Origin of the sequence: Pseudarthrobacter raffinosi, from assembly GCF_023913835.1 — a bacterium.
Lineage (GTDB): Bacteria > Actinomycetota > Actinomycetes > Actinomycetales > Micrococcaceae > Arthrobacter > Arthrobacter raffinosi.
The window spans coordinates 35,423-60,464 of the sequence record NZ_JAMXBG010000002.1 but is presented as its reverse complement, the minus strand read 5'-3'; the positions used below and the strand labels follow the sequence as shown (position 1 = coordinate 60,464).

23 protein-coding genes are annotated in these 25,042 nt (G+C 67.1%); 4 read left to right on the top strand and 19 right to left on the bottom strand.

Annotation, left to right across the window (positions count from 1 at the left end; translation table 11 throughout):
- Positions 1-9 precede the first annotated feature (9 nt).
- The 3 genes from NG697_RS02070 to NG697_RS02060 all read right to left on the bottom strand — a co-directional run bounded on the left by NG697_RS02070 (position 10) and on the right by NG697_RS02060 (position 5,341).
- Positions 10-3,087: an AAA family ATPase gene (locus NG697_RS02070; protein WP_252613462.1), complete on the bottom strand. Its 3,078-nt coding sequence runs from the start codon at positions 3,085-3,087 to the stop codon at positions 10-12.
- The gene (locus NG697_RS02065; RefSeq protein ID WP_252613460.1) at positions 3,084-4,265 is read right to left on the bottom strand and encodes an exonuclease SbcCD subunit D; all 1,182 of its coding nucleotides are present in this window, start codon (positions 4,263-4,265) and stop codon (positions 3,084-3,086) included. The genes NG697_RS02070 and NG697_RS02065 overlap by 4 nt, the downstream gene beginning before the upstream one ends.
- 71 nt (positions 4,266-4,336) lie before the next feature.
- Positions 4,337-5,341, bottom strand: coding sequence for an aquaporin (locus NG697_RS02060; RefSeq protein WP_252613458.1), 1,005 nt, complete (start codon positions 5,339-5,341; stop codon positions 4,337-4,339).
- Positions 5,342-5,483: 142 nt separating this feature from the next.
- On the opposite strand from NG697_RS02060, the gene NG697_RS02055 reads away from it, so the two are divergent.
- Entirely contained in the window at positions 5,484-6,566 is a 1,083-nt protein-coding gene (locus NG697_RS02055) for an ADP-ribosylglycohydrolase family protein (RefSeq protein ID WP_252609870.1), read from the top strand.
- Here NG697_RS02055 and NG697_RS02050 read toward each other — a convergent pair.
- Positions 6,553-7,071: a DUF4395 domain-containing protein gene (locus NG697_RS02050; protein WP_252609869.1), complete on the bottom strand. Its 519-nt coding sequence runs from the start codon at positions 7,069-7,071 to the stop codon at positions 6,553-6,555. The two genes, NG697_RS02055 and NG697_RS02050, sit on opposite strands and share 14 nt — an antisense overlap.
- A 66-nt stretch (positions 7,072-7,137) precedes the next feature.
- Entirely contained in the window at positions 7,138-8,130 is a 993-nt protein-coding gene (locus tag NG697_RS02045; protein WP_252613456.1) for a 3'-5' exonuclease, read from the bottom strand.
- Between the two features lie 127 nt (positions 8,131-8,257).
- Between NG697_RS02045 and NG697_RS02040 the strand changes: the two genes are divergently transcribed.
- On the top strand, positions 8,258-9,034 hold the full coding sequence (locus tag NG697_RS02040; RefSeq protein ID WP_252600144.1) for a DedA family protein: 777 nt from the start codon (positions 8,258-8,260) through the stop codon (positions 9,032-9,034).
- A gap of 117 nt (positions 9,035-9,151) precedes the next feature.
- On the opposite strand, the gene rdgB is transcribed toward NG697_RS02040, so the two are convergent.
- From rdgB to clpS, 6 genes are all read right to left on the bottom strand, one after another.
- Positions 9,152-9,829: an RdgB/HAM1 family non-canonical purine NTP pyrophosphatase gene (gene rdgB / locus NG697_RS02035; RefSeq protein ID WP_252600066.1), complete on the bottom strand. Its 678-nt coding sequence runs from the start codon at positions 9,827-9,829 to the stop codon at positions 9,152-9,154.
- Complete coding sequence (gene rph / locus NG697_RS02030) at positions 9,826-10,584, bottom strand: ribonuclease PH (protein ID WP_058932038.1); 759 nt, start codon at positions 10,582-10,584, stop codon at positions 9,826-9,828. Before rph ends, rdgB begins: the two co-directional genes overlap by 4 nt.
- Before the next feature lie 87 nt (positions 10,585-10,671).
- Complete coding sequence (locus tag NG697_RS02025; protein WP_252609863.1) at positions 10,672-11,469, bottom strand: MBL fold metallo-hydrolase; 798 nt, start codon at positions 11,467-11,469, stop codon at positions 10,672-10,674.
- Entirely contained in the window at positions 11,466-12,533 is a 1,068-nt protein-coding gene (murI, locus tag NG697_RS02020; protein ID WP_252609862.1) for a glutamate racemase, read from the bottom strand. The genes NG697_RS02025 and murI overlap by 4 nt, the downstream gene beginning before the upstream one ends.
- Positions 12,534-12,602: 69 nt before the next feature.
- Positions 12,603-13,169, bottom strand: coding sequence for a DUF2017 domain-containing protein (locus tag NG697_RS02015; RefSeq protein ID WP_141140950.1), 567 nt, complete (start codon positions 13,167-13,169; stop codon positions 12,603-12,605).
- On the bottom strand, positions 13,162-13,554 hold the full coding sequence (clpS, locus tag NG697_RS02010) for an ATP-dependent Clp protease adapter ClpS (RefSeq protein ID WP_252600070.1): 393 nt from the start codon (positions 13,552-13,554) through the stop codon (positions 13,162-13,164). The genes NG697_RS02015 and clpS overlap by 8 nt, the downstream gene beginning before the upstream one ends.
- Positions 13,555-13,592: 38 nt before the next feature.
- On the opposite strand from clpS, the gene NG697_RS02005 reads away from it, so the two are divergent.
- Together NG697_RS02005 and NG697_RS02000 are read left to right on the top strand one after the other, a co-directional pair.
- Positions 13,593-14,921, top strand: coding sequence for a nicotinate phosphoribosyltransferase (locus NG697_RS02005; RefSeq protein WP_252613454.1), 1,329 nt, complete (start codon positions 13,593-13,595; stop codon positions 14,919-14,921).
- Positions 14,921-15,553, top strand: coding sequence for an isochorismatase family protein (locus tag NG697_RS02000; RefSeq protein ID WP_248760022.1), 633 nt, complete (start codon positions 14,921-14,923; stop codon positions 15,551-15,553). Before NG697_RS02005 ends, NG697_RS02000 begins: the two co-directional genes overlap by 1 nt.
- Positions 15,554-15,556: 3 nt before the next feature.
- On the opposite strand, the gene NG697_RS01995 is transcribed toward NG697_RS02000, so the two are convergent.
- From NG697_RS01995 to NG697_RS01960, 8 genes are all read right to left on the bottom strand, one after another.
- A complete protein-coding gene (locus NG697_RS01995) occupies positions 15,557-17,341 on the bottom strand; it encodes a DEAD/DEAH box helicase (RefSeq protein WP_252600072.1) in 1,785 nt (594 codons plus the stop codon).
- Positions 17,341-17,682, bottom strand: a complete 342-nt coding sequence (locus tag NG697_RS01990; RefSeq protein ID WP_056349372.1) for a DUF3039 domain-containing protein — start codon at positions 17,680-17,682, stop codon at positions 17,341-17,343. Before NG697_RS01990 ends, NG697_RS01995 begins: the two co-directional genes overlap by 1 nt.
- Before the next feature lie 122 nt (positions 17,683-17,804).
- Positions 17,805-18,587: a glucosamine-6-phosphate deaminase gene (gene nagB / locus NG697_RS01985; RefSeq protein WP_252613452.1), complete on the bottom strand. Its 783-nt coding sequence runs from the start codon at positions 18,585-18,587 to the stop codon at positions 17,805-17,807.
- 30 nt (positions 18,588-18,617) lie between these two features.
- Entirely contained in the window at positions 18,618-20,189 is a 1,572-nt protein-coding gene (locus NG697_RS01980) for a transporter (protein ID WP_252613450.1), read from the bottom strand.
- A complete protein-coding gene (locus NG697_RS01975; protein WP_252613448.1) occupies positions 20,171-20,977 on the bottom strand; it encodes an ABC transporter ATP-binding protein in 807 nt (268 codons plus the stop codon). The genes NG697_RS01980 and NG697_RS01975 overlap by 19 nt, the downstream gene beginning before the upstream one ends.
- A gap of 71 nt (positions 20,978-21,048) precedes the next feature.
- On the bottom strand, positions 21,049-22,146 hold the full coding sequence (locus tag NG697_RS01970; RefSeq protein ID WP_252600076.1) for an NADH:flavin oxidoreductase/NADH oxidase: 1,098 nt from the start codon (positions 22,144-22,146) through the stop codon (positions 21,049-21,051).
- Positions 22,146-23,153 carry a tetratricopeptide repeat protein gene (locus tag NG697_RS01965; protein ID WP_252613446.1) on the bottom strand — a complete coding sequence of 336 codons (1,008 nt, stop codon included), beginning with the start codon at positions 23,151-23,153 and terminating at the stop codon, positions 22,146-22,148. The genes NG697_RS01970 and NG697_RS01965 overlap by 1 nt, the downstream gene beginning before the upstream one ends.
- A gap of 65 nt (positions 23,154-23,218) precedes the next feature.
- Positions 23,219-24,913 (bottom strand): DUF8094 domain-containing protein, encoded by a 1,695-nt coding sequence (locus NG697_RS01960; protein ID WP_252613444.1) that lies wholly within the window; start codon positions 24,911-24,913, stop codon positions 23,219-23,221.
- Positions 24,914-25,042 lie beyond the last annotated feature (129 nt).

Sequence of the window (25,042 nt, the reverse complement as noted above, 5' to 3'; positions counted from 1 at the left end):
TGGCCGCCGTCACACCAGCGCTTCGGCGGCGTCGGAAATGCGGAGGGTGGAACCGTTCCGGCCCTTGAGGACCTGGAGCTGGGTTCCGATACGCTGTTTCATTTCCCCCACATGACTGACGAGACCCACAACGCGCCCGCCGTCGCGAAGGCCTTCGAGGGCATCCATCACCTGTTCCAGGGATTGTTCGTCCAGGCTGCCGAAACCCTCGTCCACAAAGAGCGTCTCGATCTGGATGCCGCCGGACTCCTGCTGCACAACGTCTGCCAACCCCAGGGCGAGTGAGAGGGACGCCATAAAGGACTCGCCGCCGGAAAGGGTGGAAGTATCCCGGCGGTGCCCGGTCCACTGGTCCACGACTTCAAGGCCCAACCCGGATTTCGCGCCCCGCGCGGCCTTGGCGTCTGAATGCTGTAGCAGGTAGCGGCCATCGCTCATGGCCACCAGGCGTTCGGAAGCAGCCAACGCCACCTGTTCAAGCCGTGCCGCGAGGACGTAGCTGTTCAGGCTCATGCGGTACGTGTTGTCTCCCCGGCCTGCGGCGGTATCAGCCAGGGCTGTAAGCAGCTGGGCGCGCTCCCGCGGAACCCGCCCGGAACCGGCAAGCCGTTCGTAGTCATTGCGGACAGCGGCCAGCGATTCCACACAGCGCACGGCCATACCGGCGGCGAGATCGGCGGCGCGCGCCTCCTCCCCGGCCTGCTCCGCGACGGTTTGCAGCTCCGCAATGAGGGCTTCATCCACCGCTGGATGGGCTGCGGCTTCCGTCCGTGCCAGCAGCAGATCCTCGGATGCGAACAACTCGGCAATCCGCGCCTGTTCGTCGTGCCCGGCCCGGACCTCAGCCAGCAGGGCATCGGCGTCGGTGGCCGACAGCAGCTGCGCCCGGGCTTCAAGGTCAGAACTGAAACCAGCCTCCGGCAACGCCAGGTCAAGCTGGATCCGCGCTTCCTCGGCCCTGGCCCTGGCCCTGCTGAGCAAGGCCTGGGCCTCCACGGCCTTCTCCAGTGTGGCGGCAGCTTCCTGCACCGACCGCAGCCGGCGTGTGAGGCTGCGGTGGCCGCCACGCAGGCCGGAGAGCGCCTCGTCAAGCGACGCCAGCTGGTCCACGAGTCCCGACAATTCAACGGTGACCTGCGCGAGTTCGGATGTTGCTCTTTGCCTGGCGGAATCCGCTGCGGTAAATCTGGCTTCGGCTGCCTCAAGCTGCTGCCGGAGGTCAGCGAGGTTTTTCACCGCCAGCTGCGACTCGTCGGCGGCGGTGCAGGCAGACTCGAAGGCCGCAAACGCATCCTCTTCGGGCGTGTCCCCTCCTTGGCCTTCAAGGACAGCCACCAACTGGTTCGCGTCGCCCAACTCACGGGCACGCGCTGCCAGCTTTGTCTCTGCGGCCTCATGGTCCTGCTGGGCAGCTTCCTCGGCCTGGCTGAGGCCCACCGCTGACGCCGCAGCCTCCGCGGGAGCCGGGTGGTCCGCACTGCCGCAAACCGGGCACGCCTCTCCCTCGGCCAGCTGCGCAGCGAGTTCGGCGGCGGCGTTGGCGAGTCTTTCCTCGCGCAGGTCCAGCCAGCGGAGTTTCTTCTCGAGCTGGATCTCCCGGGACGCCGAGTGGCGCTCCGTGGCGAGCCCCTGCGCCGCCCGTGCCGCCGCGTAGCGCCGGACGACGTCAAGAAGTTCCTCAGCCGCAGCGGCTTCCTTGGCGTGCAGGATGGCGGCTGAGGCCAGTTCCGTCAGGGGCTCGAGGCCCGCCGTCAGGGTTTCCTGCTCCGTGCGGAGGGCCTGCAGCGAAACGCCCAGGTCAATGTCCTTTTGGGTGAGTTCCTGCTGCTTCGTGCTGAGTGCGGCACGCCTGGCAACGAGTGAATGGAGGCGTTCTTCGTCCGGCAATCTTGCTTCCACAACGGCCAACAAGGACCGGAGCAGGCTGAGCTCACCAGCGATATCAAGGGCCCCTGCGGCGGAGACCCCGCCATCGGAGTGGTCCGCATCCCAGGCGCCAAGGTCCAGCTGGTCCAGTTCGGGGTCTTCATCCGCCGCCATGCGCAGCAGTGTGATGGCGGATTCCATGGCTCCCGCCGCGTGCCGGACCTGGGTCTGGCTGGACTGGACTGCATGCAGCTGGCCCGAGAGCACCTCGGCGCGGCGGTGCTGTTCGAGGCGGACGGCATGGACCTCCAGTGACGGCAGGGTTGCCTCTGCGGCTGCCTTCCTGGCCTCGGCGGCTGCCAGTTTGCGGTGCCGTTCCCGCCGCGCGGACTCGCTCTCCAGCCGGCCGGAGGTGTGCCTACTGACAGCTGCTGCAGCCTCCGCCGCAGCAGCCAGTTCCCCTGCGCGGTGGGCCACTGATTCCTGCAGCCATTCGATCCGGGCAGAAGATTCCTCCTGGGCAGGAGCTGCGGAATCGTCAATGGCCAGCGCGGCGGCCTCGGCTTCCGCCCGCGCCGCCAGCAGCTCAAGCTCCGCGTTCAGCCGGGCAACATCGTTCCGCGCGGCCTGCGCCTGCGCCGCCAATTCCTGTTCCAGGGCCTCGAACCGCTGGGTGCCGAAGAGCTTCTGCAGCAGTTCCAGGCGATCGGCTGCCTTGGACCGCAGGAAGGCGGCAAAATCGCCCTGCGGCAGCATCACCACGCGGGTGAACTGTTCCCGGTCCATTCCCAGCAGGGCGGTGATTTCAGCGCCGGCTTCGTCATTGCGTCCGGATCTCTCCGTCCACGTCCCGCTGACGCGTTCCCGGAGGAGCGTTTTGGCCTGCTGTGTGGTGAAGCCGTTCTTCCCCCGGGCACTGGGTTTATCCCAGGCCGGCGACCTGGTGACTTCGAAGTGGCGGCCCTGAGCGGAAAACTCGCAGGTTACCGCCGGTTCGAGCGACGGCTCGGCATGATCGCTGCGCAGGCGCTTACCCTCCTGGCGCGCCCCCGGCACGGATCCGTACAGCGCAAAGCAGACAGCGTCCAGCACGCTGGTCTTGCCTGCTCCGGTAGGGCCGTTGAGGAGGAAGAGCCCGTGGGCGCTCAACCTGTCGAAGTCGATTTCCTCGGTGCCCGCAAAGGGCCCGAAGGCGGAGATGGCAAGGCGGTGGATCCTCATAGCGATCCCTCCGTCAGGCGTACGTTATCCAGCGCCGCGGCGATAGCCGACCGCTCGGCGTCGTCCGCGTCCCGCCCCCGCACATGATCGAGGAATCCGCAGCAGAGCGAGAGATCATCCTGGGCTTCGGCGAGGCGGCTGCTGTAGCTCTTGGACGCCTTGACGGTGCCGCCCTGCGGATCAAAGCCGAGGACCAGCGTGTCCGGAAAACGGGCCCGCAGCCGCTCCATGGCCTGCGCGGGCCGCTGCTCATCCGTCAGGGTGATCTGGCAGAACGCCCCTTCGGCCCAGGAATGTTCCGCTGACTCCAGGAGCTCCGAGATATCGCCGCGGAGCACAGCCAGCTTCCGCGGGGCTTCCCACGACAGTTCCGATACGCCGGTCACACCGTCCGGGCCGACGTCGATCAGCCAGCTGCCCTTGGTGTGCTTGGCTTCGGAGAACGAGTAGGCCACGGGCGAACCCGAGTACCTGACCTGCGGCGACAGGGTCTGGCGGCCGTGCAGGTGCCCCAGCGCGGTGTAGCTGAATCCGTCGAAGAGGTCCAGGGGCACGGCTCCGACTCCCCCGATGCTGAGGTCCCGTTCGCTGTCTGAGCTGATCCCTCCGCTGGCGAACGTGTGGGCGAGGACCACCGAATGGACGGTTCCCGCTGCGCTGCGCTCCGCGAGGTCTGCCCGGATGCGGTCAGTGGCGACGCGGGTGACTTCGAAGTGGCTGGCGGTTTCTGCACCGAGTTGTTCGGCGACGAGGCGCGGTTCCAGCCAGGGGATTCCATAGATGGCCAGGACAGCGCCCGGAGTCCCGCCGTCACCCGTCTCCAGGGGCAGGACGACTGGCTGGTCCAGGTCCGACAGCCGGGTCCGCAAGTGGACGCCGCCACGTTCCAGCAGCCGGGAGGCGAAGCCCAGCCGGATGGCGGAGTCGTGGTTGCCGGATGTCAGCACCACAGTGGCGCCGGCCGCCGTGAGCCGCACCAGGGCATCGTCCAACAGCCCCACGACGTCGACACCGGGCAGGGCGCGGTCGTAGACATCGCCGGCGATCAGGACAACGTCAACGGCGTTTCCGGTGACGGCGCTGACGAGCTGATCAACAAATGACCGCTGGGCGTCCAGCATCCCGACGCCATGGAAGGACCTGCCCAAGTGCCAGTCCGAAGTGTGCAATAACCGCATATTCTTACGCTAGCGGCTGCCACCGACAGTTTAGGAAACCGCCGCAACAGGCCGTTGCCCAGTCAGGCCAGCTAGCCGCGCTTTCCGTCGAAGAATTCCTGGGCCTCGTCGCGGTTGTCCGGCTCGTCCGCGGCGGAATGAACCGGTGCGGCCTTGGCCGGGGCAGCTGCCTTGGCCGGCACCTCGGCGGCCTCTTCGACGACGTCGGCATCCTCGTCGTCGTCAAAATCCTCAACGTCGTCGGCAGCACCGCCGACGGCGGCACTGTCGTCATATACTGGTCCGTCAGCGTCTGAAGCAGTAACGGCAGCAACCGGCTCGGCGAACCCCCGGAAGACCAGCCCGGCGATGGCTGCGCCCGCCAAGGGAGCAACCCAGAAAAGCCACAGCTGCTCAAGGGACCAGCTGGAGCTGAAGACGGCCGAGGCCGTAGCGCGGGCGGGGTTGAACGGCGCATTGCCCACGGACAGGCCCAGCTGCAGCAGGACAGCGCAGGCGAGGCCCACGGCTACGGCGGCTGCCGTCTTGTTGACGTTGTTGCGTGCAGTGGTGCCCAGGAAGACTGCAACCAGGATGGCGGCCCCGAGCACTTCCAGCAGGAGCACGCCGGCGAGGGGCGCCTGGATGATGGAATGTTCGCCGAATCCGGCGGTCACGGTGTCGAACGCCGTCCGGCTGTCCTGGATGCCCGGCAGTGTGCGCAGGATGCCGAAGAGTGCGAGGGCGCCCAGGAGCCCGCCCACCAGCTGCGCGCCGATGTAAGCAGCGGCGTCACCGAGCCGGATCCGGCCGGCAACGGCGTGGCCAACGGTCACCGCCGGGTTGAAGTGTCCGCCGGAAACGTAGCCGAAGGCCAGCATCGCCGCGGTCACTGCCAGGCCTGCTGCGAGCGCGGCGGGCAGCGGGCTGGACTGCGGGATGGAGAACAGCGGCACGCCCAGGCCTGCCACCACGATGAAAAGGCTGCCAAAGGCTTCGGCAGACAGCCTGGACACAAGCCCGTACCGGATTTCGGCACCGCTGCCGGCAGTCAGCCCGGGGGCGGGGTCACGGTGGACGGGCACAGGCGTGGTCATGGTGGGGCAATCCTTTTCGTTGGGGTTTGGTGCCTTTGCATTCTGCCAAGGGATTCTGGGCGTTGGCTGAGTCCGAGCTTAGTGGACGGACGGCGTGGCGCCCCGGCGCGTTCCACCTCCGCCCCACGGTAAATTTACTGTCATGAGCATTGAACCGGGCGCCGTTGCCGCGCCCCCGCTGAAGTCCCGCATCCACGGCTGCCTCCTGGGCGGGGCCTTGGGCGACTCGCTGGGCTACGCGGTGGAGTTCGACTCCGTGGAAGCGATCCGCAGCCGCTTCGGCCCGGACGGCCTGACAGACTTCTCCGCGCTCGACGGCGGCAGTCACTTTTCGGACGACACGCAGCTGACGCTGTACACCGTGGACGGGCTGGTGGAGGTGCTCGAATGGGCCAATGACGGCGTGGGTGCCGACGCGAACGCCTGCCTGTGGCTGGCCTATCTCCGCTGGCTGGCCACCCAGGGCGAGTCCTTACCGCCGCAGGCCCCGTCGCAGCCGCCTCGGTGGATCGACGGTCATGAGGTCCTGAGGCACCGCCGCGCTCCGGGAAACGCGTGTATCAGCGGGTTGGCCACCGGGGAGATGGGCACGGTTTACCGGCCGGTGAACCCGGACTCGAAGGGCCGCGGAACGGTGATGAGGTCGGCACCGTTCGGCCTGATTCCCTTCATAGCGTCCGACGCCGTCTATAAGTTGAGTGCCGACGCCGCCTCCCTGACGCACGGCCATCCGTCCGCACGGCAAAGTGCCGGCAGCTTCAGCCTGCTGATCCACCGCCTGGTGGCCGGTGACACCCTGGCGGACGCGGCGGCGGCGGTCCTGGCCGAAGTCCGTGGCCTGAAGGATGTGGCGGCGGAACTTCCCGAGCGGCTTGAAGCGGCCATCCGCTGTGCGGGAACAGGCGACCTGTCGCCGGAGGAACTGGTTCGGCAGCTCGGCGAGGGCTGGGTCGCGGAGGAGGCGTTCGCCGTCGGGCTTTACACTGTCCTGGCCACAGCGCCGGATGCGGACTCCACACTGTCGCCGCAAGACCATTTCCGGGCGGCCATGGCGCTGGCCGTCAACCACAGCGGCGCCAGCGATTCCACGGGATCCATCGGCGGAAACATCCTGGGCGCCTACTACGGCGAAGAGTGCCTGCCCCCGGAATGGCTCGACGCACTCGAAGGGCCGGACGTCATCCGCGGCATGGCCGACCTTCTGGTGGGCGTTACGACCGCCTGAGCGCGACGTTGTTGCAGGCCTCGCAGATGCCCTCCGGGATCAGGCCCCGGCGCTGCAGCACTCCGAAGATGACGCAGCCCAGGCAGAATCCGGCGAAGGCCTCCAGGGAGGCAGCCGCGATGAGTATTGCCAGCGCAATCCACGCTGCCGGGGCGGCACCGGCAAGGAACAGGATCAGCGCCGTGGTGGAGACTACGGTCCCCATGCCCTGGGCAAAACGCTTGGGCGGTCCGGGAACCAGGCGAACGCGGCCCAGACGGGGTGCCAGGACCTTGACGGAGAGCAGGGCCAGCGGCGAAATCCGTGGGCCGAAGAGCACCCGCAGCCAGAAGCCCGCGGCGATCAGCACGAGTCCCCAAACGGACCCGCTCAGCAGTGTGGCGCCCGCGAGGAGCACCACCAGGCCGGCGGTGATCCGGGCCGCGTATTCATTGACGGGGTTGGGAAAGGCGAACACGGCGGACCAGTTGATTCCGGTTGTTTGGCCGTCCGTTAGTTTGCTCATCCTGCAAGGCTAGGAGCCGGGCACGCCGCAGGGAAGATTTGTTGCGCCGGATGAACGCAGTGCGGCTCAGCCGCCCACCATCTGCAGGAACTCGCCTTCGGAGAGTACTTCGATGGGCTGGCCGCGGTCGTGGAGCTCCAGGACGCGCCGGGCCTTGCCGGTCAGCCTGCCGGACCGCAGGTCCGCGGCCACAAAGCCGTCACCCACCACCAGCACCGTGGTGCGGGCGGTTACCCGGCTTTCCGGCCGGGCACCCAGCTCGGCCGAACGCACCTTCGCTTCCGGCCGGGCCATGGAGAGCTCGCCGGTGAAGACAACGGTCTGGCCGTACAGCGGGTGGGACGGTTCGGCGTCGGCATTGGGGACGGGGTTGTCGCCCTCCTCCGGCCACCCGGACAGGAACGGGCGCACCAGCGCGGCGCTGTTTCCGCCAGCGGCGCCGGAAAGGGCGGTAAGGCTGGCTTTGGACAGGACATCGTGCGCCGGGTCAAACGCCTCCTGGTGTGGCAGGACCAGGCCCAGCGACAGGTAGAGCTCGGCAATGCTGTTGGCGTTGTTCCGGGCAGCGATGTCGATCAGGATGCCGGCGCAGGCACGGGCGTCTTCTGCGGCATCGTGATGGTTGACCAGCGGCACACCGGCTTCCTCTGCGGCGAACGGCAAGGAATTGGAGACGAGGGAGTAGCACCGCCGGGCCAGCATCACCGTGCAGACGTAGTCGTAGGCAGGGCCGGGCAGGCCGGACACCTCAAGCCCTGACCGGATCACTCCAAGGTCAAAGGCCGCGTTATGCGCCGCCAGGATGTCGTCCCCGATGAAGGCACCAATCTCCGGGAACAGCTCACCGAAGCGGGGACGGCCGGCCACGTCCGTGGCCTTGATGCCGTGGACCCTGACGTTGTGGTACTCGAAGTGGTCGTGGTTGACCGGCGGCCGCATCAGCCACGACGCCTCATCCACCACGCGCCCGCCCCGCACCTTCGTCAGGCCAACCGCGCACGGTGAACCCCGGAAGCCATTGGCTGTCTCGAAGTCGATCGCCGTAAAGTCCAAACCCACGGCCCATACTTTACCGCCGTGCAGGGCCGTTCCCGTGTCACCGGGGCGGCCCTGTCGCGGATATCACGCGGACGACGCCGGGTAGCGAGGGTGCGTCAAGTACCCTGAGTAGGTGAACTTTCTTGCGATCAGCGACCTTGCCGTGCCCATGCTGGGTGGTGCAGGACCGGTCCAGCCGCAGCTGGCATCGTTCCTGCCCGACTGGCTGAACCCCCAGATTTTCTTGGCCGATCCAGCACTTGCGCCCTGGGTGGTGCTGCTGGTCTGCGGAATTGTCTTCGCCGAAACGGGCCTGCTGGTGGGATTCTTCCTTCCCGGCGATTCGATGCTGTTCACGGCGGGGCTGCTGGTGGCAACGGACACCATCCAGTTCAATGTCTGGCTCCTGGCGCTCCTGATCACCATTTCCGCCATCATCGGCAACCAGACCGGCTACCTGATCGGTTCCAAGGCCGGCCCCGCTATCTTCAATAAGCCGAACTCCCGCCTCTTCAAGCGCGAAAACGTGGAGAACGCCCATGCTTTCTTCGAAAAGCACGGCGGCAAGGCACTGATCCTCGCCCGCTTCGTGCCGATCATCCGGACCTTCGTGCCCGTGATCGTTGGCGTGGCCCAGATGAACAAAAAGAAGTTCTTCCTGTTCAACGTGATCGGCGCGGTCCTGTGGGGCAGCGGCGTCACGCTGTTGGGCTACCTGCTCGGTGACAGGGTCCCGTGGGTCCGGGAGAACCTGGACATCATCTTCATCGTCATCGTGCTGGTCTCCGTGATTCCCATCGGCATCGAAGTACTCCGCGGAATTTCCGCCAAGCGCCAGGCTGCCAAGTTCGGCACGGACGCCGTCGAGGAATTCATTGAGGAACACGAACCCGAGGCCGAGCGGAAGACCCACCGGGACCACTGAGCCCCCACCACGCAGCCTGTCACTACTCCCCGGCCACTCCGCCCGGAGTCACCGTCCAGATATCGGCATTTCTAACGGCTTTTGGGCGCGATATCTGGACGGTGAACTCCCGTTAGGTCACTGGCGGGCGAGCGCGCCGACGATGGCCGGCAGGAGGGCCCGGAAGGCCTTCCCGCGGTGGCTGATCGCATTCTTTTCTTCCGGTGACAATTCAGCGCAGCTGCGGTCCTCGCCGGCCGGCCGCAGCACGGGGTCGTAGCCGAAGCCACCGTCACCGCGGGGTTCGCGCAGAAGGGACCCCTCAAGCTGGCCGTATTCCACCACTTCACGGCTCGCGGCACCCGGCCCGGGGACCGCCAGTGCCGCAGCGCAGACAAATGCCGCTCCCCGGTGCCCGTCCGGGACATCGGCAAGCTGGTCCAGTAAAAGCCTCAGGTTGGCGGCGTCGTCACCGTGCCGGCCAGACCAGCGCGCGGAAAAAATTCCGGGCGCCCCGCCCAGCACGTCGACGGCCAGCCCCGAATCGTCGGCGATGGCCACCAGCCCAGTGGCCTCCGCAACGGCCCGCGCCTTCAACAGCGAGTTTTCGGCGAACGTCACGCCGGTTTCGACGACGTCTGGCGCACCCACCGCCGCGGCGTCCACCACCTGCGTGTCGACGTCGAGCCCGGGGACCTGTCCGCGCAGCAGCTCCCGGAGCTCCCTGAGCTTGCCCTTGTTGTGCGTGGCCAGGACGAGGCGCGGTACGGGCGCGCCGTCAGGTTCAGCGTTCGGGTTCACAGTGTCCTGGTTCACAGTGCGTCGGCGAGGGTTTCGCGCTGGATCGCCGCCAGTGCGGTGGTGCCCAGGAGGGCCAGGTCCAGCAGCTGGTTCAGCTCGTCCCGGTCGAAGGGAGCACCCTCTGCGGTGCCCTGGACTTCCACGAACTTCCCGGATCCGGTGACCACCACGTTCATGTCGGTTTCGGCGCGGACGTCCTCAACGTAGGGCAGGTCCAGCATGGGCACGCCGTCGATGATGCCCACCGAAACCGCTGCGATCGTGTCGATCAGGGGCTGGGCGTTCTTGGCGATCAGCTTGTTGTCGCGGGCGAAGCGGATGGCGTCCGCCAGTGCCACGTAGGCGCCGGTGATGGCCGCGGTGCGCGTTCCGCCGTCGGCCTGGAGGACGTCGCAGTCCAGGACGATCGTGTTTTCGCCCAATGCCTTGGTGTCAATGATGGAACGCAGCGAGCGTCCGATCAGCCGGGAAATCTCGTGGGTCCGCCCGCCGATTTTCCCCTTGACAGATTCGCGGTCAGAACGGGTGTTGGTGGCCCGGGGAAGCATGGCGTACTCCGCCGTGACCCAGCCGCGGCCTTCGCCCTTGAGCCAGCGCGGCACGCCCGCCGTCAGGGACGCCGTGCACAGGACCCTGGTGTTGCCGAACTCGATGAGGGCCGATCCCTCGGCCTGCTTGGACCATCCGCGGGTGATGCTGATGGGGCGGAGCTGGTCGGGGGCGCGGCCATCGGCGCGCACTACGGGCACTGCGGTTGCTTCAGAAGTCATGCCTTTAGCTTATCGACTCACGACGAGCCGTCCCGCCGCAGAGCGTGCAGCGGGCCAGCCATTGCACTGGACCAGAGGGGCAGCGGGTCAGACGGTGTAGTGCACACCGGCCACGGCAACGGCCACGTCGCCGCCGAACACGGGGCGCGCTTCGGCCATAACAGTGGTGGGCGATGTCCAGACGGGGATGTGCGTGAGCAACAGCCGGCGTGCGCCCGCGCTCTCCGCGGCCTCGCCGGCACGCTTTCCGGTCAGGTGGACATCCTTGATGTCGTCGTCGCGGCCTTCCTCAAAGGCGGCCTCGCACAGGAACAGGTCAGCGTCCTTTGCCGCTTCCTCCAGTCCTGCGCAGGAATCGGTGTCCCCGGAATACGTCAGGATCCGGCTGACAGTGTTGCCTTGCTTGTCCGGTTCGGTCACTTCCACCCGCAGGGCGTAGGCCTCCTCCACGGGGTGGTTCACCGCGAACGGCGTCACCGTGAACGGCCCCACCGTGACGGATTCCCGTTCGGTCCAGTTCGTGAAGTCGAATTCCTCGTGCATCCCCGGATCGAGTTCCAGGCCGTAGGCGGTGGCCATCCGGTCCGCCGTCGCGGCGGGGCCCCACACCGGAATCCTGCCTCGTCCCCAGCCGCCGGGCTTCCAGCGGACGGCCACGTGCAGGCCGCACAAGTCCATGCAGTGGTCGGGGTGCAGGTGGGTGAGGAAGATCGCGTCGATGTCCTCAAGGTCCGTGTATCGCTGGATGGCGCCAAGGGCTCCGCTGCCAAGGTCCATCACGATCTTCCACGTCCGCTCGCCGTCGTTGGCGGTCAGGAGGTAGCAGGACGCCGGCGAGCTCGGGCCGGGAAACGAGCCGGTGCAGCCGACGATGGTGAGCTTCACAGGGCAGGTCCTCCGGCCCGATGGGCGCCCACAAAGTTCGAAATCCGAGGTCCCGACGACGACTGCCGGGCGCTGGCGGTCTGCGCGGCCGCGATCATCTCGGGGGTGATCCGTGCCAGGCTGCCGGTGGGGTATTGGGCCGCCACATGGTCCACGTGCCGGACGGACAGGACCTCCGGCCCCAGGAAACGGCGGGCCAGCGTTTCGAACTGGCCGGCGTCACCGGTGGCGATGAAGTGGTGTTCCGGCGGTGCTACAGCAGTGCGCTGAAGGTCGTGAGTGGCGAGGGCCCGGTACACGTCCTTCGCCGTTTCCTCCGCGCTGGACACGAGCGTCACGGCGTCACCCATCACGAAGGAAATGACGCCGGTCAGCAGCGGATAGTGCGTGCAGCCCAGCACCACGGTGTCCACGCCTGCCGCCTTCAGCGGCGCCAGGTACTCTTCGGCAATAGCCAGCAAGGCGGGTCCGGTGGTGATCCCGGCCTCCACGTAGCTCACGAACTCGGGGCAGGCCACGGACGTGATGGCCAGGTCCGGCGCGGCGGCAAACGTGTCTTCGTAAGCCCGTGAACCAACGGTGGCGGAGGTTCCGATGACGCCGATACGCCCGCTGCGGGTGGCAGCGACAGCCCGCCGGACGGCCGGCTGGATCACCTCGATGACGGGGATGCCGTATTTCGCCGTGTACCGCTCGCGGGCGTCCCTCAGGACAGCGGCCGACGCCGAGTTGCAGGCAATGGTCAGCAGCTTGACGCCGGAGTCCACCAGTTCGTCCATCACGCCCAGGGCGTTGGCGCGCACTTCGGCAATGGGCAAGGGCCCGTAGGGCCCGTTGGCGGTATCCCCCACATAGAGGATGGACTCGTTGGGGAGCTGGTCGATGATGGACCGCGCCACGGTCAGTCCGCCGACACCGGAATCAAAGATGCCGATGGGGCGGGACCCCACCTGGGCGGTGGTGCTGCTGGCTGCGGAGTCCGATGCGGCTGCGCCTGACGGATCCATGCTCGAGGCTGTAGTCATGATTATTCGAGGATAGGTCTTCCCCGGGGCCGCAGCCATCACATTGTGGCGCCCGACTCATGTCAATTTTGTCACAGTGGCGGTCGAATCCCGGACCAGGACAGCAGTTCAGGCCCGTGAGTCCAGGGACTGGAGCATCGCCTGGACCAGTGATTCCTGCAGCCACGTGGTGAAGTTGTACACCAGGGCGAGGTAACTTTCCACGTCCTCGGCCTGGGACCAGTCCTGCATCAGGTGCACGTGTTCGGCGTCCTCTTCATCCCGGATATCCAGGCGTTCCGCCAGCACCAGGCGCACATCGTTCAGGGCCATGGACCAGAACCTTGCCCCTTCGGCGGTGAGGACCACTTCGTCCCTGTCCAGGTCCAGCGCGGCAGCGCGCAGCGCGCCGATCTTGGTTTCCCGCAGCGAGCGCTCGGTGAGCTGGCGGAACTCCAGGGACGCGCCGTCGTCGTTCTTCATCACGTTGGGCAGTAACCGCTTAACGGCACGGTCCGTCGGTTCCTGGACGTCCATATCCAGTCCGATCAGGGCGGCCAGCGGATCCTGGCTGGTGTGTTCGGCCGGCTGGAGCATGGAGATGACGTCATCGATCAGGCTGCGGAGCAGTTCCCGTTCGGCGGGTTCCAGGAACCCGGTGATGCCCTTGAGCCCGTATTTGAATGCCTTAGCCACGTTTCCCCTTGCCCTGCCCGGACCCGCCGGATTTTCCTGCGTTTTTGGAGTTTCCACCATTCCCGCCGGTGGCCTTCTCCACGGTGGCCCAGAGGCCGAAGCCGTGCATGGCCACGGCATGCCGCTCAACCTGTTCCTTGCTGCCGTGGGCAACAATGGACCGGCCCTTTTTGTGGACTTCCATCATCAGCTTGTTGGCTTTGGACTCGGAGTAGCCGAAGTAGCTTTGGAAGACATAGCTGACGTAACTCATCAGGTTGACGGGATCGTTCCAGATCACCAGGTTCCAAGGGATGTCCGGGGCGGTCAGGGAGTCCGTGGACGCCTCTGTCCCGGTCCGGGTGCCCTCCTGTGTATCAGGGCCGAGCGCAACGCTTAAGGTCATCTGTCCATTCTATGGGGATGCACACTAGAGTGAATTTTGTGAGTACCTCCGCCAGCTGGGACCATCCCCGCACGTCCTTTTATACAGACCACTACGAGCTGACCATGCTGCAGGCGTCCCTGCACTCGGGCGCCGCACACCGCAGGTCGGTCTTCGAGGCTTTTGCCCGGCGCCTGCCGGACGGCCGGCGGTACGGGATTGTGGCGGGAACGGGCCGCCTGCTGGAAGGCATCGCCGACTTCCGGTTCGGCGAAGCCGAGCTGGACTTCCTGGGGCGGACCGGCGTGGTCAACCAGGACACCCTGGACTACCTGGCGAACTACCGCTTTTCCGGTGACATCTGGGGCTACTCGGAAGGCGAGGCGTACTTCCCCAACTCCCCCATCCTGATTGTCGAATCAACGTTTGCCGAGGCCTGCATGCTGGAAACCTACCTGCTCTCGGTCCTGAACCATGACAGTGCCATCGCCTCCGCCGCCTCCCGCATGATCACCGCGGCCGGCAACCGGCCCTGCATTGAAATGGGATCCCGGCGGACCCACGAGGAATCGGCAGTCGCGGCAGCCCGCGCCGCCGTCATTGCCGGGTTCGACAGCACCTCCAATCTCGAGGCCGGCTTCCGGTACGGCATCAAAACGGTAGGGACCGCCGCGCACTCCTTCACGCTCCTCCACGACACCGAGCGGGAAGCGTTTGAGGCGCAGATCGCCTCCCTCGGACCCGGCACCTCGCTGCTGGTGGACACGTACGACGTCGAGGCAGCCGTGCGTGCCGCCGTCGAGTTGGCAGGGCCCAAGCTGGGAGGCGTCCGGCTGGACTCCGGCGACCTCGTGGCCCAGGCCCAATGGGTCCGGCGCCTCCTGGACGAGCTCGGCAACGTGAACACCAAGATCGTGGTCACCTCGGACCTGGACGAGTTCGCCATCGCCGCGCTGCAGTCCGCCCCGGTGGATTCCTACGGTGTGGGCACCTCGCTGGTCACCGGTTCCGGTGCACCCACAGCGAGCATGGTCTACAAGCTCGTCAGCCGCACCGACGACGCCGGCAATTTCGTCTCCGTGGCGAAAACCGCCAAGAACAAAACCAGCATGGGCGGCCGGAAGTACGCGCTGCGCAAGCTCAACGAGCGGGGGGTGGCTACCCAGGAAATTGTGGGCATCGGCCACCGCCCCGAAGACGACGGCAACGACCGGCCGCTGCTTCAGCAGTTTATGAAGAACGGCGAGCTGCTGCCGGGCTGGACCGGACACGAGGGTGTGGTCCGCGCCCGCCAACGGCACGCGGACACCATGGCCGAACTGCCCGGTGTCGTCAACCGCCTGCAGCGCGGCGAGCCTGCCATCCCCACTATCTACGAGGAGAACTGATGTCCCGCGCCCTGATCATCGTTGACGTCCAGAACGACTTCTGCGAGGGCGGCTCCCTGGCCGTGGCCGGCGGTGCCGGTGTTGCCGGAGCCATCAGCGAGTACGTGGACGCCCATCACAATGAGTTCGACCACATAGTTGCCACCCAGGACTGGCACATCGATCCCGGCGCGCATTTTTCCGACACGCCCGATCACAAGGACAGCTGGCCGCGGCACTGCGTGGCCGGCACTCGCGGCGCAGAACTCCATCCGGACCTGGACAGCGAATACATCCAGGCCTACTTCCAGAAGGGCCAGTTCGCCGCGGCGTACTCCGGCTTTGAGGGCCTGCTGGCACCTGAGGATGCCGTCCCCACAGGGGAACGGCAGCCGGGCGCCATGCCCGCTGACGCAGATGCCTACGCACCGGCGGACAACGCCATCGGACTGGACGACTGGCTGCAAAGCCACGATGTGGAGGACGTTGTAGTGGTGGGGATCGCCACCGACTTCTGCGTGATGGCCACCTCGCTGGACGCGGTCCAGGCCGGCTACTCCGTCACGGTCATCCGCTCACTCACCGCCGGCATTGCCGAGGACCTGGAGGATGCCGTCGCCGAAATGGAGCTGGGCGGCGTCGAAGTCGCGTAAGTACTACTTCCGGCCGATGAACCAGTCCTGGAGCTTCCGCAGCCTGGACTGAAGCTGTTCCTCGTTCGCCTGGGCCACCGGGGGGCCGCCGCAGACGGTCCGCAGCTTCGTGTGCACCACACCGTGCGGGGTTCCGGTCCGCGCCGACCAGGCCGCCACGTTCTTGGCCAGTTCGTTGCGCAGGTCCATCAGCATCCGGTGGTCCGGTATGGCCGGCGCCGCGGTGGCCGGCTCGGCTGCCGGTGTGCGCCGGTTCTTGCGGTTGAGCTGTTCGTGCTGGCGCTGCCGCAGCAGCGTCCCCACCTGCTCGGCATCCAGCAGTCCGGGGATGCCCAGGAAGTCCAGTTCGTCCTCCGAGCCCACTTCTCCCCCGGTGCCGAACTCGCCGCCGTCGAACAATACGCGGTCGAAGGACGCCTGTGAGTCGAGGGCCTCGAACTTGCCCTTGGTGAGGCTGTCGGACGCCTTGTCCTCCCGGTTGGCCTCTTCCATCAGCGAGTCCTCGGGATTGAACAGGCCGTCGCTGTCTTCTTTCTCGGGGCGGTCCAGCGCGTGGTCGCGTTCGGCCTCCATCGAGTTGGCCAGGGCCATCAGCGTCGGCACGGACGGCAGGAAGACCGAGGCCGTTTCGCCGCGTTTCCGGGCGCGCACAAAGCGGCCCACTGCCTGGGCGAAGAACAGCGGCGTCGAGGTGGACGTCGCATAGACGCCGACGGAGAGCCGGGGCACGTCCACGCCTTCTGACACCATGCGGACGGCCACCATCCACCGTTTCTCGCTCGCGGTGAATTCCTCGATCTTGCTGGAGGCCTTGGCGTCGTCGGAAAGGATCACGGTGGGCGATTCGCCGGTGATCCTTTTCAGCTGCCCGGCATAGGCCCTGGCATCCTCGTGGTCCGTGGCGATGACCAGCCCGCCGGCGTCCGGAACCGTGCGGCGCACTTCGCTGAGGCGTTTGTCCGCCCCCGCCAGGACAGCGGGAATCCATTCCCCGGCCGGGTTCAGCGCCGTCCGCCACGCCTGCGACGTGATGTCCTTGGTGACCGCGGACTCGCCCAGTGAGGCCGCCATTTCCTCGCCGGCACTGGTGCGCCACCGCATCTGGCCCGAGTAGGCCATGAACATGACCGGGCGCACCACATGGTCACGCAGGGCGTTGCCGTAGCCGTAGGTGTAGTCCGCTTTCGAGCGCCGGATGCCGTCCTTGTCCTGCGCGTATTCAACAAAAGGGATGGGCGAGGTGTCGGAGCGGAACGGCGTACCGGTCAGGGAGAGGCGCCGTGCCGCAGGGTCAAACGCTTCGCGGAGGCCGTCGCCCCAGGACAGGGCTTCGCCACCGTGGTGGATCTCGTCAAGGATCACCAGCGTGCGGGCGGCCTCGGTCTTGGCGCGGTGCAGCATGGGTTTGCTGGCCACCTGCGCGTATGTGACAGCGACGCCAACGAAACCGCGGCCGTGCTGGCCATCGGAGTTCTTGAAGTTGGGGTCGATGGCGATGCCCACCTTGGCAGCGGCGTCGGCCCACTGCCGTTTCAGGTGGTCCGTGGGCGCCACGATGGTGACGCGGTTGACCGCCCCTGATTCGATGAGCATGGAGGCCACTCGCAGCGCGAAGGTGGTCTTGCCGGCGCCGGGAGTTGCTACGGCCAGGAAGTCGCGGGGATCGGTCCTGAAGTAGAGGTCAAGGGCTTGCTGCTGCCAGGCACGGAGTTTTTGGGCGGTTCCCCAGGCTGCGCGTTCCGGATAGGCCGGTGGCAGGGTGGGGCCGCCAAAGAGCGTCTCCGTCACTACTTGTTGTTGCCCGAGTCCCCTCCGGGACCCTTGCCGCCGTCGTTCCCCGGGCGGAGGCCGTCATAAACCTCTTTGCACATGGGGCACACCGGGAACTTCTGCGGATCCCGGCCCGGCGTCCACACTTTGCCGCAGAGGGCAATGACAGGATCACCCGTCAGCGCGGATTCCATGATTTTTTCCTTGCGCACGTAGTGCGAGAAGCGTTCCCGGTCACCGGGCTCCACTTCCTGGCGCAGCTCTTCGCGCTCGATGGTTGCCGTGGACGTTCCAGCCCCGGAAAGCTCGCGCATCGGGTCGTTTTCGAGAGGGTCCGTCATGCTAGTCATGGCATCCATCTTAGCGTCCCGGGACGGAGGACGTTCGACGGCGGGAGGACCGTTTTGCACTCACTGCACCCGCCGCCGTCGGCTGTTCCGCGCAACGCCGCTAGGCACCCGCCCGTGGTGTGTGGCCGGAATTACAGCTCCTGCCAGTCAGGTTTGTGATCGTACGTGTGCCGGTAGAAGTCGGCGAGCTTCAGCGACGATGCCGCGGCCTGATCCACCAGGATGGTGGCGTGCGGGTGGAACTGGAGGACCGAGGCCGGGCAGATGGCGGCGACGGGTCCTTCCACGAAGTCGCGGACGGACGGTGCCTTCTGTGCCCCGGTAGCGATGAGGACAACGTGCCGGGCCTCGAGAATGGTGCCCAGCCCCTGGGTCACCACATGGTGCGGCACCTCTGCCAGGCTGCCAAAGAACCTGGCGTTGTCCCGGCGGGTCTGCTCGATCAGCGTTTTGATGCGGGTCCGGGATGCGAGCGAGGAACCGGGCTCGTTGAAGCCGATGTGGCCATCCGTACCCACGCCCAGGAGCTGCAGGTCCACTCCGCCCGCTGCCCGCATGGCCTCCTCGTAGGCGGAACAGGCCGCGGGCAGGTCCGCGGCCGCCCCGTCAGGCGTATGGACGTTGCCTTCGGCGATGTTGACCCGGCTGGTGAATTCCCGCCGGATGACTTGCCTGTAGGACTCCGGATGCCCGTGGTCCAGCCCCACGTATTCGTCCAGGGCAAAGGCATGGGCATTGCTGAAGTCCAGCCCGTCACGCTGGTGCCGCGCCGCCAGCTCGTCGTACACCGGCAGCGGCGATGACCCGGTGGCGAGGCCCAGTACGGCGGCGGGCTTGCGCCGGAGCAGGGCCTCGATGGTATCGGCGACGAGCTGTCCGATCTGCTTGCTGCCCTGGAGGATGACAACTTCCATGTCCGGCCGCCCTTCTGGTCTTTTACGGAATCAACGGTTGACGGTCAGTTGGGCCAGCAGTTCGGGTCCGCGGGCATCAAGCCACTTTCCACCCAGCCGAATGCCCGCCCCAAACAGCGCCAGTCCCAGCATCAGGCCGACGGCCAGGTTGGCCCACCCGAACATGGCATTCCCCGTGACCAGCTGCGCGATGAGCAGGCCCACCTCAGGCAGGACCAGCAGGCTCAGGACGCCCATGCCGGCAAACTGCACCACCAGGGTCTGCCCTACATTGCCCGGGGGCTTCTTGAACGGGCTGTCCCCGGGCAACGGGACGGCCACCGTGTAGCGTGCCGACACCACGGACGACAAGCCAAGCCCGGTGAACAGGATGCCCAGGCTCAAGCCCAACTGGCCGGGCAGTTCCGACCAGCTGCCGGTAAAGAAGTACTGGCCCACTGCAAAGATCAGCACCACGGGCAGGGCAAAAGCCAGGCAGGCCAACGCCCTGCCCAGCCGGTCGTCCACACCGCGGACGCCCGTGGCCACATGCAGCGCGAATGCCGTGTTGTCATAGGAGACGTCCGCTGAGATGGACCAGGCCAGCAGGAAGGCAGCCAGCGGTGCAGCCACCGCCAGTACTCCGTAGTCACCGGACTGGCTGCCCTGGAACACCAGCAGGATGGGGAGCAGCGGGACCACCACCAGGGAACCGGAATAGCGGGGATCGCGCAGCCAGTACGTCAGCGCGCGCGCTGTTACTGCACCGGCCGGTGTGGCCGGCAGCAGGTCGAACAGCCCCAGTTTGCCACCCTTGCGGCTCCCGCTGCCGGCGTAGGGCGGTTTGACCAGGGCCCGTTCAAGGAGCAGTTTCCAGCACCAGGACAGGACTGCGAGGGTTGCAGCGGCGATCACGAGTTTCAGTGCGGCCGCTCCCGGGCGGCCAACCGCAACATCACCACCGAGGGACCACGCGGCACCAAGTGGCGTCCAGGACAAGGTGGCAGCCAGCTCCGGCAGGAAACCCGTCGAGGCGGTGATGCCCCTGCCCACGCCAGCGACGATCGGGCCCATCAGGACCAGCGGGACCATAAATGCGATGGCGCTGACATCCTTGAACCGGCGCGACGACGCCAGGCTGGCGGTGGCGGTGGTGACCACTTTGGACAGGACAATACATGTCAGAACGCCGACGGCGGCGCCCACCAGTGCGGCAACCGCGGGAAGGGGGCCACGGGCCCAGGTCCACACGGTGGCGAGCGCTGCGAGCGCCGTGGCCAGGCCGGGGATGCCGATCAGCCCACCGAGGGCCAGCCCCGTGAGCAGTTGGCGCATGGGGATGGCGGAGGTGGTGAAGCGGGCAGGGTCCAGGGTCAGGTCCGCGGCGGACGCGACCACCGGAATGAGGCCCCAGCCCAGGAGGGCCGCTGAACCACCAAGCACCACAACCGTCCGGGCCAGTTCGGGGTCTACAGTGCGCAGCAGGACCAGTGCCACGACCACTAGTCCCACCAGCCCCAAGGCATAGAGACCGCCGAACGCCAGGCCGACGAGCTGCCAAGGGCTGCGGCGAAGGCCGTTCCGCAGCAGGGTCAGTTTGAGCCTTAGGAGGTGCGCAACCATTCCAGGCCTTCCGTGTGGTTGCGTCCGCCGACCAGCTGGACAAACCTTTCTTCCAGCGTTGCCCCGGCGCGGACTTCGTCCACGGTCCCGGTGGCGAGGAGCCTTCCGGCCGCCACCACGGCGACGTGGTCGCACATGCGCTGGACCAGGTCCATAACGTGGCTCGAGACGATCACCGTCCCGCCGGCGGCTACATAACTGTCCAGGATGGACCGGATGTTGGCCGCCGAGACGGGATCCACGGACTCGAAGGGTTCATCGAGCACCAGCAGCCGCGGGGCGTGGATCAGGGCCGAGGCGAGGGCGATCTTTTTTGTCATGCCGGCCGAATAGTCCACCACGAGCGTCCCGGCGTCCTCGTAGAGGTCCAGGGCGGACAACAGCTCCCCCACACGGGAGGCCACCACGTCTTTGTCCATGCCACGCAGCAGCCCCGCGTACGTAACCAGCTGTTCGCCGGTGAGCCGGTCAAAGAGGCGGACACCGTCAGGGAGGATGCCCATCAGCTTCTTGGCCTCCAGCGGCCGGGCCCAGACGTCCACCCCATGGACAACGGCTGTCCCGAAGTCGGGCCGCAGCAGGCCGGTGGCCATGGACAGCGTGGTGGTCTTGCCGGCGCCGTTGGGCCCCACGATGCCAAAGAATGAGCCTGCCGGGACGTCGAGGCTGATGCCGTCCACGGCGATTTTTCCGCCGAAACGCTTGGCGAGGCCGCGGATGGACAAGGCCGGAACGGGCCCCCCGTGCACCACCGGATCAGAGTGGGGATCAGGATGCGCAGCAGTCATGATGCCAGCCTAGACCCAGGGCCCTGCCGAAGGGGTCCTCCCGCGGGAGTAGTGCAAAGGCGTAGGGAACCCTAGAACGAATGCCGCGGCATGGCCCGTTCGTACTGCGGTGCCCAGGGGAGGTCGTGCCCCAGTTCAAACGCCGCACGGAGCCACCAGTGCGGATCCCGGAGCGCGGCCCGGGCAATAAGCACGCCGTCGGCCTGCCCGGTGGCCACGGCATGCTCGGCCTGGCCTGCGGAAGTCAGCAGGCCCACGGTGCCTGTGGGGACCCCCGCTTCGCGGCGGATGCGTGCGGAGAACTCCGTCTGGTAGCCCGGACCCGGACTGATGTCCTGGTGGGCCACGGCCCCGCCGCTGGAGACGTCGATGAGGTCCACTCCGTGCTCCGCCGCCTGGGCGGCCAGCCGGACCGAAGCCTGGACATCGACGCCGCCCGGCGCCCAGTCGGTGGCTGAAATCCGCAGCAGCAGGGGCATGGATTCGGGGATGACGTTGCGGACGGCATCAACGACGGCGAGCATCAGCCGGTTCCGTCCGGCCTCGTCCCCGCCCCAGGAATCGGTCCGCGTATTGATCAGCGGGCTTTGGAACTGGTGCAGGAGGTAGCCGTGCGCGCCATGGATCTCCACGGTGTCGAAGCCGGCGTCCACGGCACGCACGGCGCCGGCCGCGAAGTCGGAAATGATGTCCTGGATCTGCGCCTCGGTCATCGCGGCGGGTTCGGCAAAGCCGTCGAAGGCAAGCCGTGACGGCCCCACCGTGGGCCAGCCGCCGTCGGACTCCGGGACGCTCCCCCGCTGCCCGGCGAACGGCCAGTAGGCGGACGCTTTCCGGCCGGCGTGGGCAAGCTGGGCGCCGATCTTCGCTTCCGCGGCACCGTGCCGGTGCACAAAGGACGTGATCCGCTGCCAGGCCTCGGCCTGTTCGTCGTTGTACAGCCCGGTGTCGCGGGGGCTGATCCTGCCGGCCGCGTTCACAGCGGCCGCCTCGGTGAGGATCAACGCCGCGCCGCCCGCGGCAAAGGAGCCCAGATGCATCAGGTGCCAGTCGTTCGGAACCCCCGGGGCGCCGTCGGGACCGCAGCTGTACTGGCACATGGGTGATACCCAGCCGCGGTGCGTGAGCTCCAGGGAGCGGAGCTTGAGCGGCTGGAACAGGGCCGGCACTAGAACAGGACCCTGGCGAGTCCTTGGCGTGCCTTGGCAACACGGGGGTCGGACGTGCCCACCACGTCGAAGAGTTCCAGGAGGCGTACGCGGGCTGTCTCCCGTTCCGGGCCGAAGTTCCGGCCGATGAAGCTGACCACGCGGTTCAGCGCGTCCTCCACGTGACCGCCGGACACGTCCAGGTCCGCCACGCCCAGCTGGGCGGCCAGATTGTCAGGTTCGTTGGCGGCGAGGGTACGCAAGGCTTCCGAGTCCTCGGCGGAGAGCGGCTGGAGCCGGGCCATCAGCTCCACCTGGGCCAGGCCGGCCTTGGCCTCGGCGTCGGCGGGCATTTCCAGCAGGGCCTGCCGGTAGGCCACGGCGGCGGCCTCATAGTCGCCCGCCTCAATGGCGTCGAACGCGGCCTGGTGCAGCGGCGGAAGAGGTGCTGGTTCAGTCTCCATGGGCGCACTGCCCCCGCCGAGGCTGCCCGTAACCCCATTGGCCGCCGCGACTTTCAGCAGTTCATCCAGGAGGGGCCGGATCTGGGATTCCTCGGCGCCGCCTTGGAAGAGCGGTACGGGCTGGCCTTTGAGGACGGCGACGGCGGTGGGGACGGCCTGGACCTGGAAGGCCTGTGCCAGCTGCGGGAAGGCTTCGATGTCCGCCGCCCCCAAGACCAGGCGGCCGCCGTAGCTGTTGATGACCCGCTCCAGCGAGTCGAGCATCGCGGCGGATTCCGGCGAGTATGCGGCCCATAGCGCGAAGACCACCGGAACCTGGGCGGAAAGCTCCACGAGTTCCTGGAAATTGCCTTCGGTGACAGTGACCCGCAGCGGTGCCGCGCCGTCGTCGGGCGTTACCGCACCCGCTTCTGCGCTGGCACCCGCATCCCCGGAAACAGGCGGATTGCCGGGAGCCGCAGGAGGCGCCTGGCCCTGTTTCAGGGATGAAAGGTCGACGGCGCCACGCAGGTTAAGCAGGCTGGCAGCGGCTGGAGGGACTGGGCGGGAAGCTGGCGAACTCATGCTTTCCACTCTAGCCACTCCGGCCGCTGCCGGGGGTACTGCATCAGGGACTGGACCCTGCGGGCCTATTTGAAGCTTGCGCCTACCAGCCCGCGCGTTGCGGCCACCAGCTTGATGGGATCCGTAGAACCTGCCGGCGGAACGTAGACCGCCATTGATTCAGCAAAGTTCAGGACCATGCCGGTGGTGGTTTCCTTGCCGCCGGCGAGGGCCGCGGCGTCGTCGCCGATGGTGAGCTTGTCACCGGAGGCTTTGGGCGTGCCTTCAAAGCCGAAGTTGATCCGGCCCAGCACCAGCGCCCCGCCGTCGGCCGTCCGGAACACCACAGTGCTTTCCGGTACTACCTTGTGGGTGAAGGAGAAGTTGCCGTTTTCGCCGGACTTGACTACCTCGGCCTGGTAGGAGAGCGTGTCGGCGATGTACGGCGAGGATGCGCCCTCCACCAGCTTGTCCTTGAAGCTCGACTCTGAATTCGTCAGGCGGTCGGCCAGCCCGGCCAGGGCTTCTTCGCCGCTGTACAGCAGGCCGGATTTGTCGTTGGCGGCCAGCGTGTCGGTGCCGTTCCGGCCGATGGCGGGGAACGTAGTTCCCGGCTGCAGCGGGGTGGTCTCGGTCAGCTTGTAGTTCTCCCGCGGGGAGGGCTGGACCAGGGTGAGCAGCTGCGGGACGACGTTGCCGTCACCCTGCGTAACGGCGAGGACTGAACGCGGCCAGCTGCGGTCGCTGGTGACCACCGTGGTGAGGAGCTTGGTGGAACGGACGGGCATCCGGGCTTCATAAGTGCCCACCTGGGAACGGATCTTGTAGTTCTGCGTACGGACCTCAAGCTCCGTCCCGGCTACGCGCTCTGCGAGCTTGGCTGCGTCCTTTGCGGCGTCACCGGCGTCGGCGGTGCTGGAGACCTGCTCCAGGATCCTGCGGAACTGGGCGTCCAGGAGGACCGGCGCGGCCGCCTGGGCGGCCTCCGGCGATGCTGATTCGGGAGCCGGCGCGGGCGTGGTGGCAGCGTTCGCAGCAACACCCGTTCCGGCCACAACGAGGGCGGTCACTGCGGCGGTGACCATGCCGCCGGACACCATGCCGAGCCGTGAGGCGGACCTTGCCTCGGCCTTGGCCCGGGCGCGCCGGGCGAACAGGCTTCCCGTGCCGCTGCCTTCGCCGTCCCGCTTGCGTGCGAACAGGACCAGCAGGGCAATGCCGGCGAGGATCAGCAGGCCGCCAATCACCATAAGCGGGATGGCCCACGGGGTGGAGGTGTCATTCGGGAACGTCATGGAGATCGACGATGGGGCGGGCTTGGTGCCATCGGACGCCAGCAGCAGTGACCATTCGCCGTCAGCGGGCGGTGTCCACGAGTACTCCAGCTCACCGCTCGCGTTCTCAGTGGAAACCCAGAGGTCGGATCCGGACGGATTCGGCGCCGTGGCGTCGCCGTCGGCGTGCTCAACCTGCAGGGATTTGTTGTCCTCGGAAACCCCGGTGATGGTGTTGTGGGCCGTCGGGCCCACCCAGGCCTCCACGTCGTCAGGCCGGCCGGCCGCCAGCATAAAGTTGCCGTCGCCTTCGATCTTGATCTTCACCGTTCCGCCCTGCGCAGTGCGCAGGTTCTGGTCGATGACGGTCAGTGGCGCCTCGGCGGCATCTGCCGGGGCGGAAGCCGTAAAGGTCTCGGAGGGAGCCCAGATTGTCTTCTGGCCAATACCGGCCAGAAGTGTCAGGAGGCCGAGCAGCACGAGTGCAACTGCAGTCTTGAAGCGCAAAGGAAACACCTATCATTCGCGGGGGTTTACCTTCAATAGTAACCGTTTTGTTACCAGAACCCCCGTTTGGGCGCCAGCGGGGTCCGGAATCGGCGGCGCCCGGACGGCCCGGCGGGCGCCCTCGCTCCT

What these genes read in the sequence shown, in the direction of transcription:
- NG697_RS02070 (WP_252613462.1), bottom strand. Translation starts at nt 3,087, where the DNA reads ATGAGGATCCACCGCCTTGCCATCTCCGCCTTCGGGCCCTTTGCGGGC.
- NG697_RS02065 (WP_252613460.1), bottom strand. Translation starts at nt 4,265, where the DNA reads ATGCGGTTATTGCACACTTCGGACTGGCACTTGGGCAGGTCCTTCCAT.
- NG697_RS02060 (WP_252613458.1), bottom strand. Translation starts at nt 5,341, where the DNA reads ATGACCACGCCTGTGCCCGTCCACCGTGACCCCGCCCCCGGGCTGACT.
- NG697_RS02055 (WP_252609870.1), top strand. Translation starts at nt 5,484, where the DNA reads ATGAGCATTGAACCGGGCGCCGTTGCCGCGCCCCCGCTGAAGTCCCGC.
- NG697_RS02050 (WP_252609869.1), bottom strand. Translation starts at nt 7,071, where the DNA reads ATGAGCAAACTAACGGACGGCCAAACAACCGGAATCAACTGGTCCGCC.
- rph (WP_058932038.1), bottom strand. Translation starts at nt 10,584, where the DNA reads ATGACTTCTGAAGCAACCGCAGTGCCCGTAGTGCGCGCCGATGGCCGC.
- murI (WP_252609862.1), bottom strand. Translation starts at nt 12,533, where the DNA reads ATGGCTGCGGCCCCGGGGAAGACCTATCCTCGAATAATCATGACTACA.
- clpS (WP_252600070.1), bottom strand. Translation starts at nt 13,554, where the DNA reads ATGACCTTAAGCGTTGCGCTCGGCCCTGATACACAGGAGGGCACCCGG.
- NG697_RS02000 (WP_248760022.1), top strand. Translation starts at nt 14,921, where the DNA reads ATGTCCCGCGCCCTGATCATCGTTGACGTCCAGAACGACTTCTGCGAG.
- NG697_RS01990 (WP_056349372.1), bottom strand. Translation starts at nt 17,682, where the DNA reads ATGGATGCCATGACTAGCATGACGGACCCTCTCGAAAACGACCCGATG.
- nagB (WP_252613452.1), bottom strand. Translation starts at nt 18,587, where the DNA reads ATGGAAGTTGTCATCCTCCAGGGCAGCAAGCAGATCGGACAGCTCGTC.
- NG697_RS01980 (WP_252613450.1), bottom strand. Translation starts at nt 20,189, where the DNA reads ATGGTTGCGCACCTCCTAAGGCTCAAACTGACCCTGCTGCGGAACGGC.
- NG697_RS01975 (WP_252613448.1), bottom strand. Translation starts at nt 20,977, where the DNA reads ATGACTGCTGCGCATCCTGATCCCCACTCTGATCCGGTGGTGCACGGG.
- NG697_RS01965 (WP_252613446.1), bottom strand. Translation starts at nt 23,153, where the DNA reads ATGAGTTCGCCAGCTTCCCGCCCAGTCCCTCCAGCCGCTGCCAGCCTG.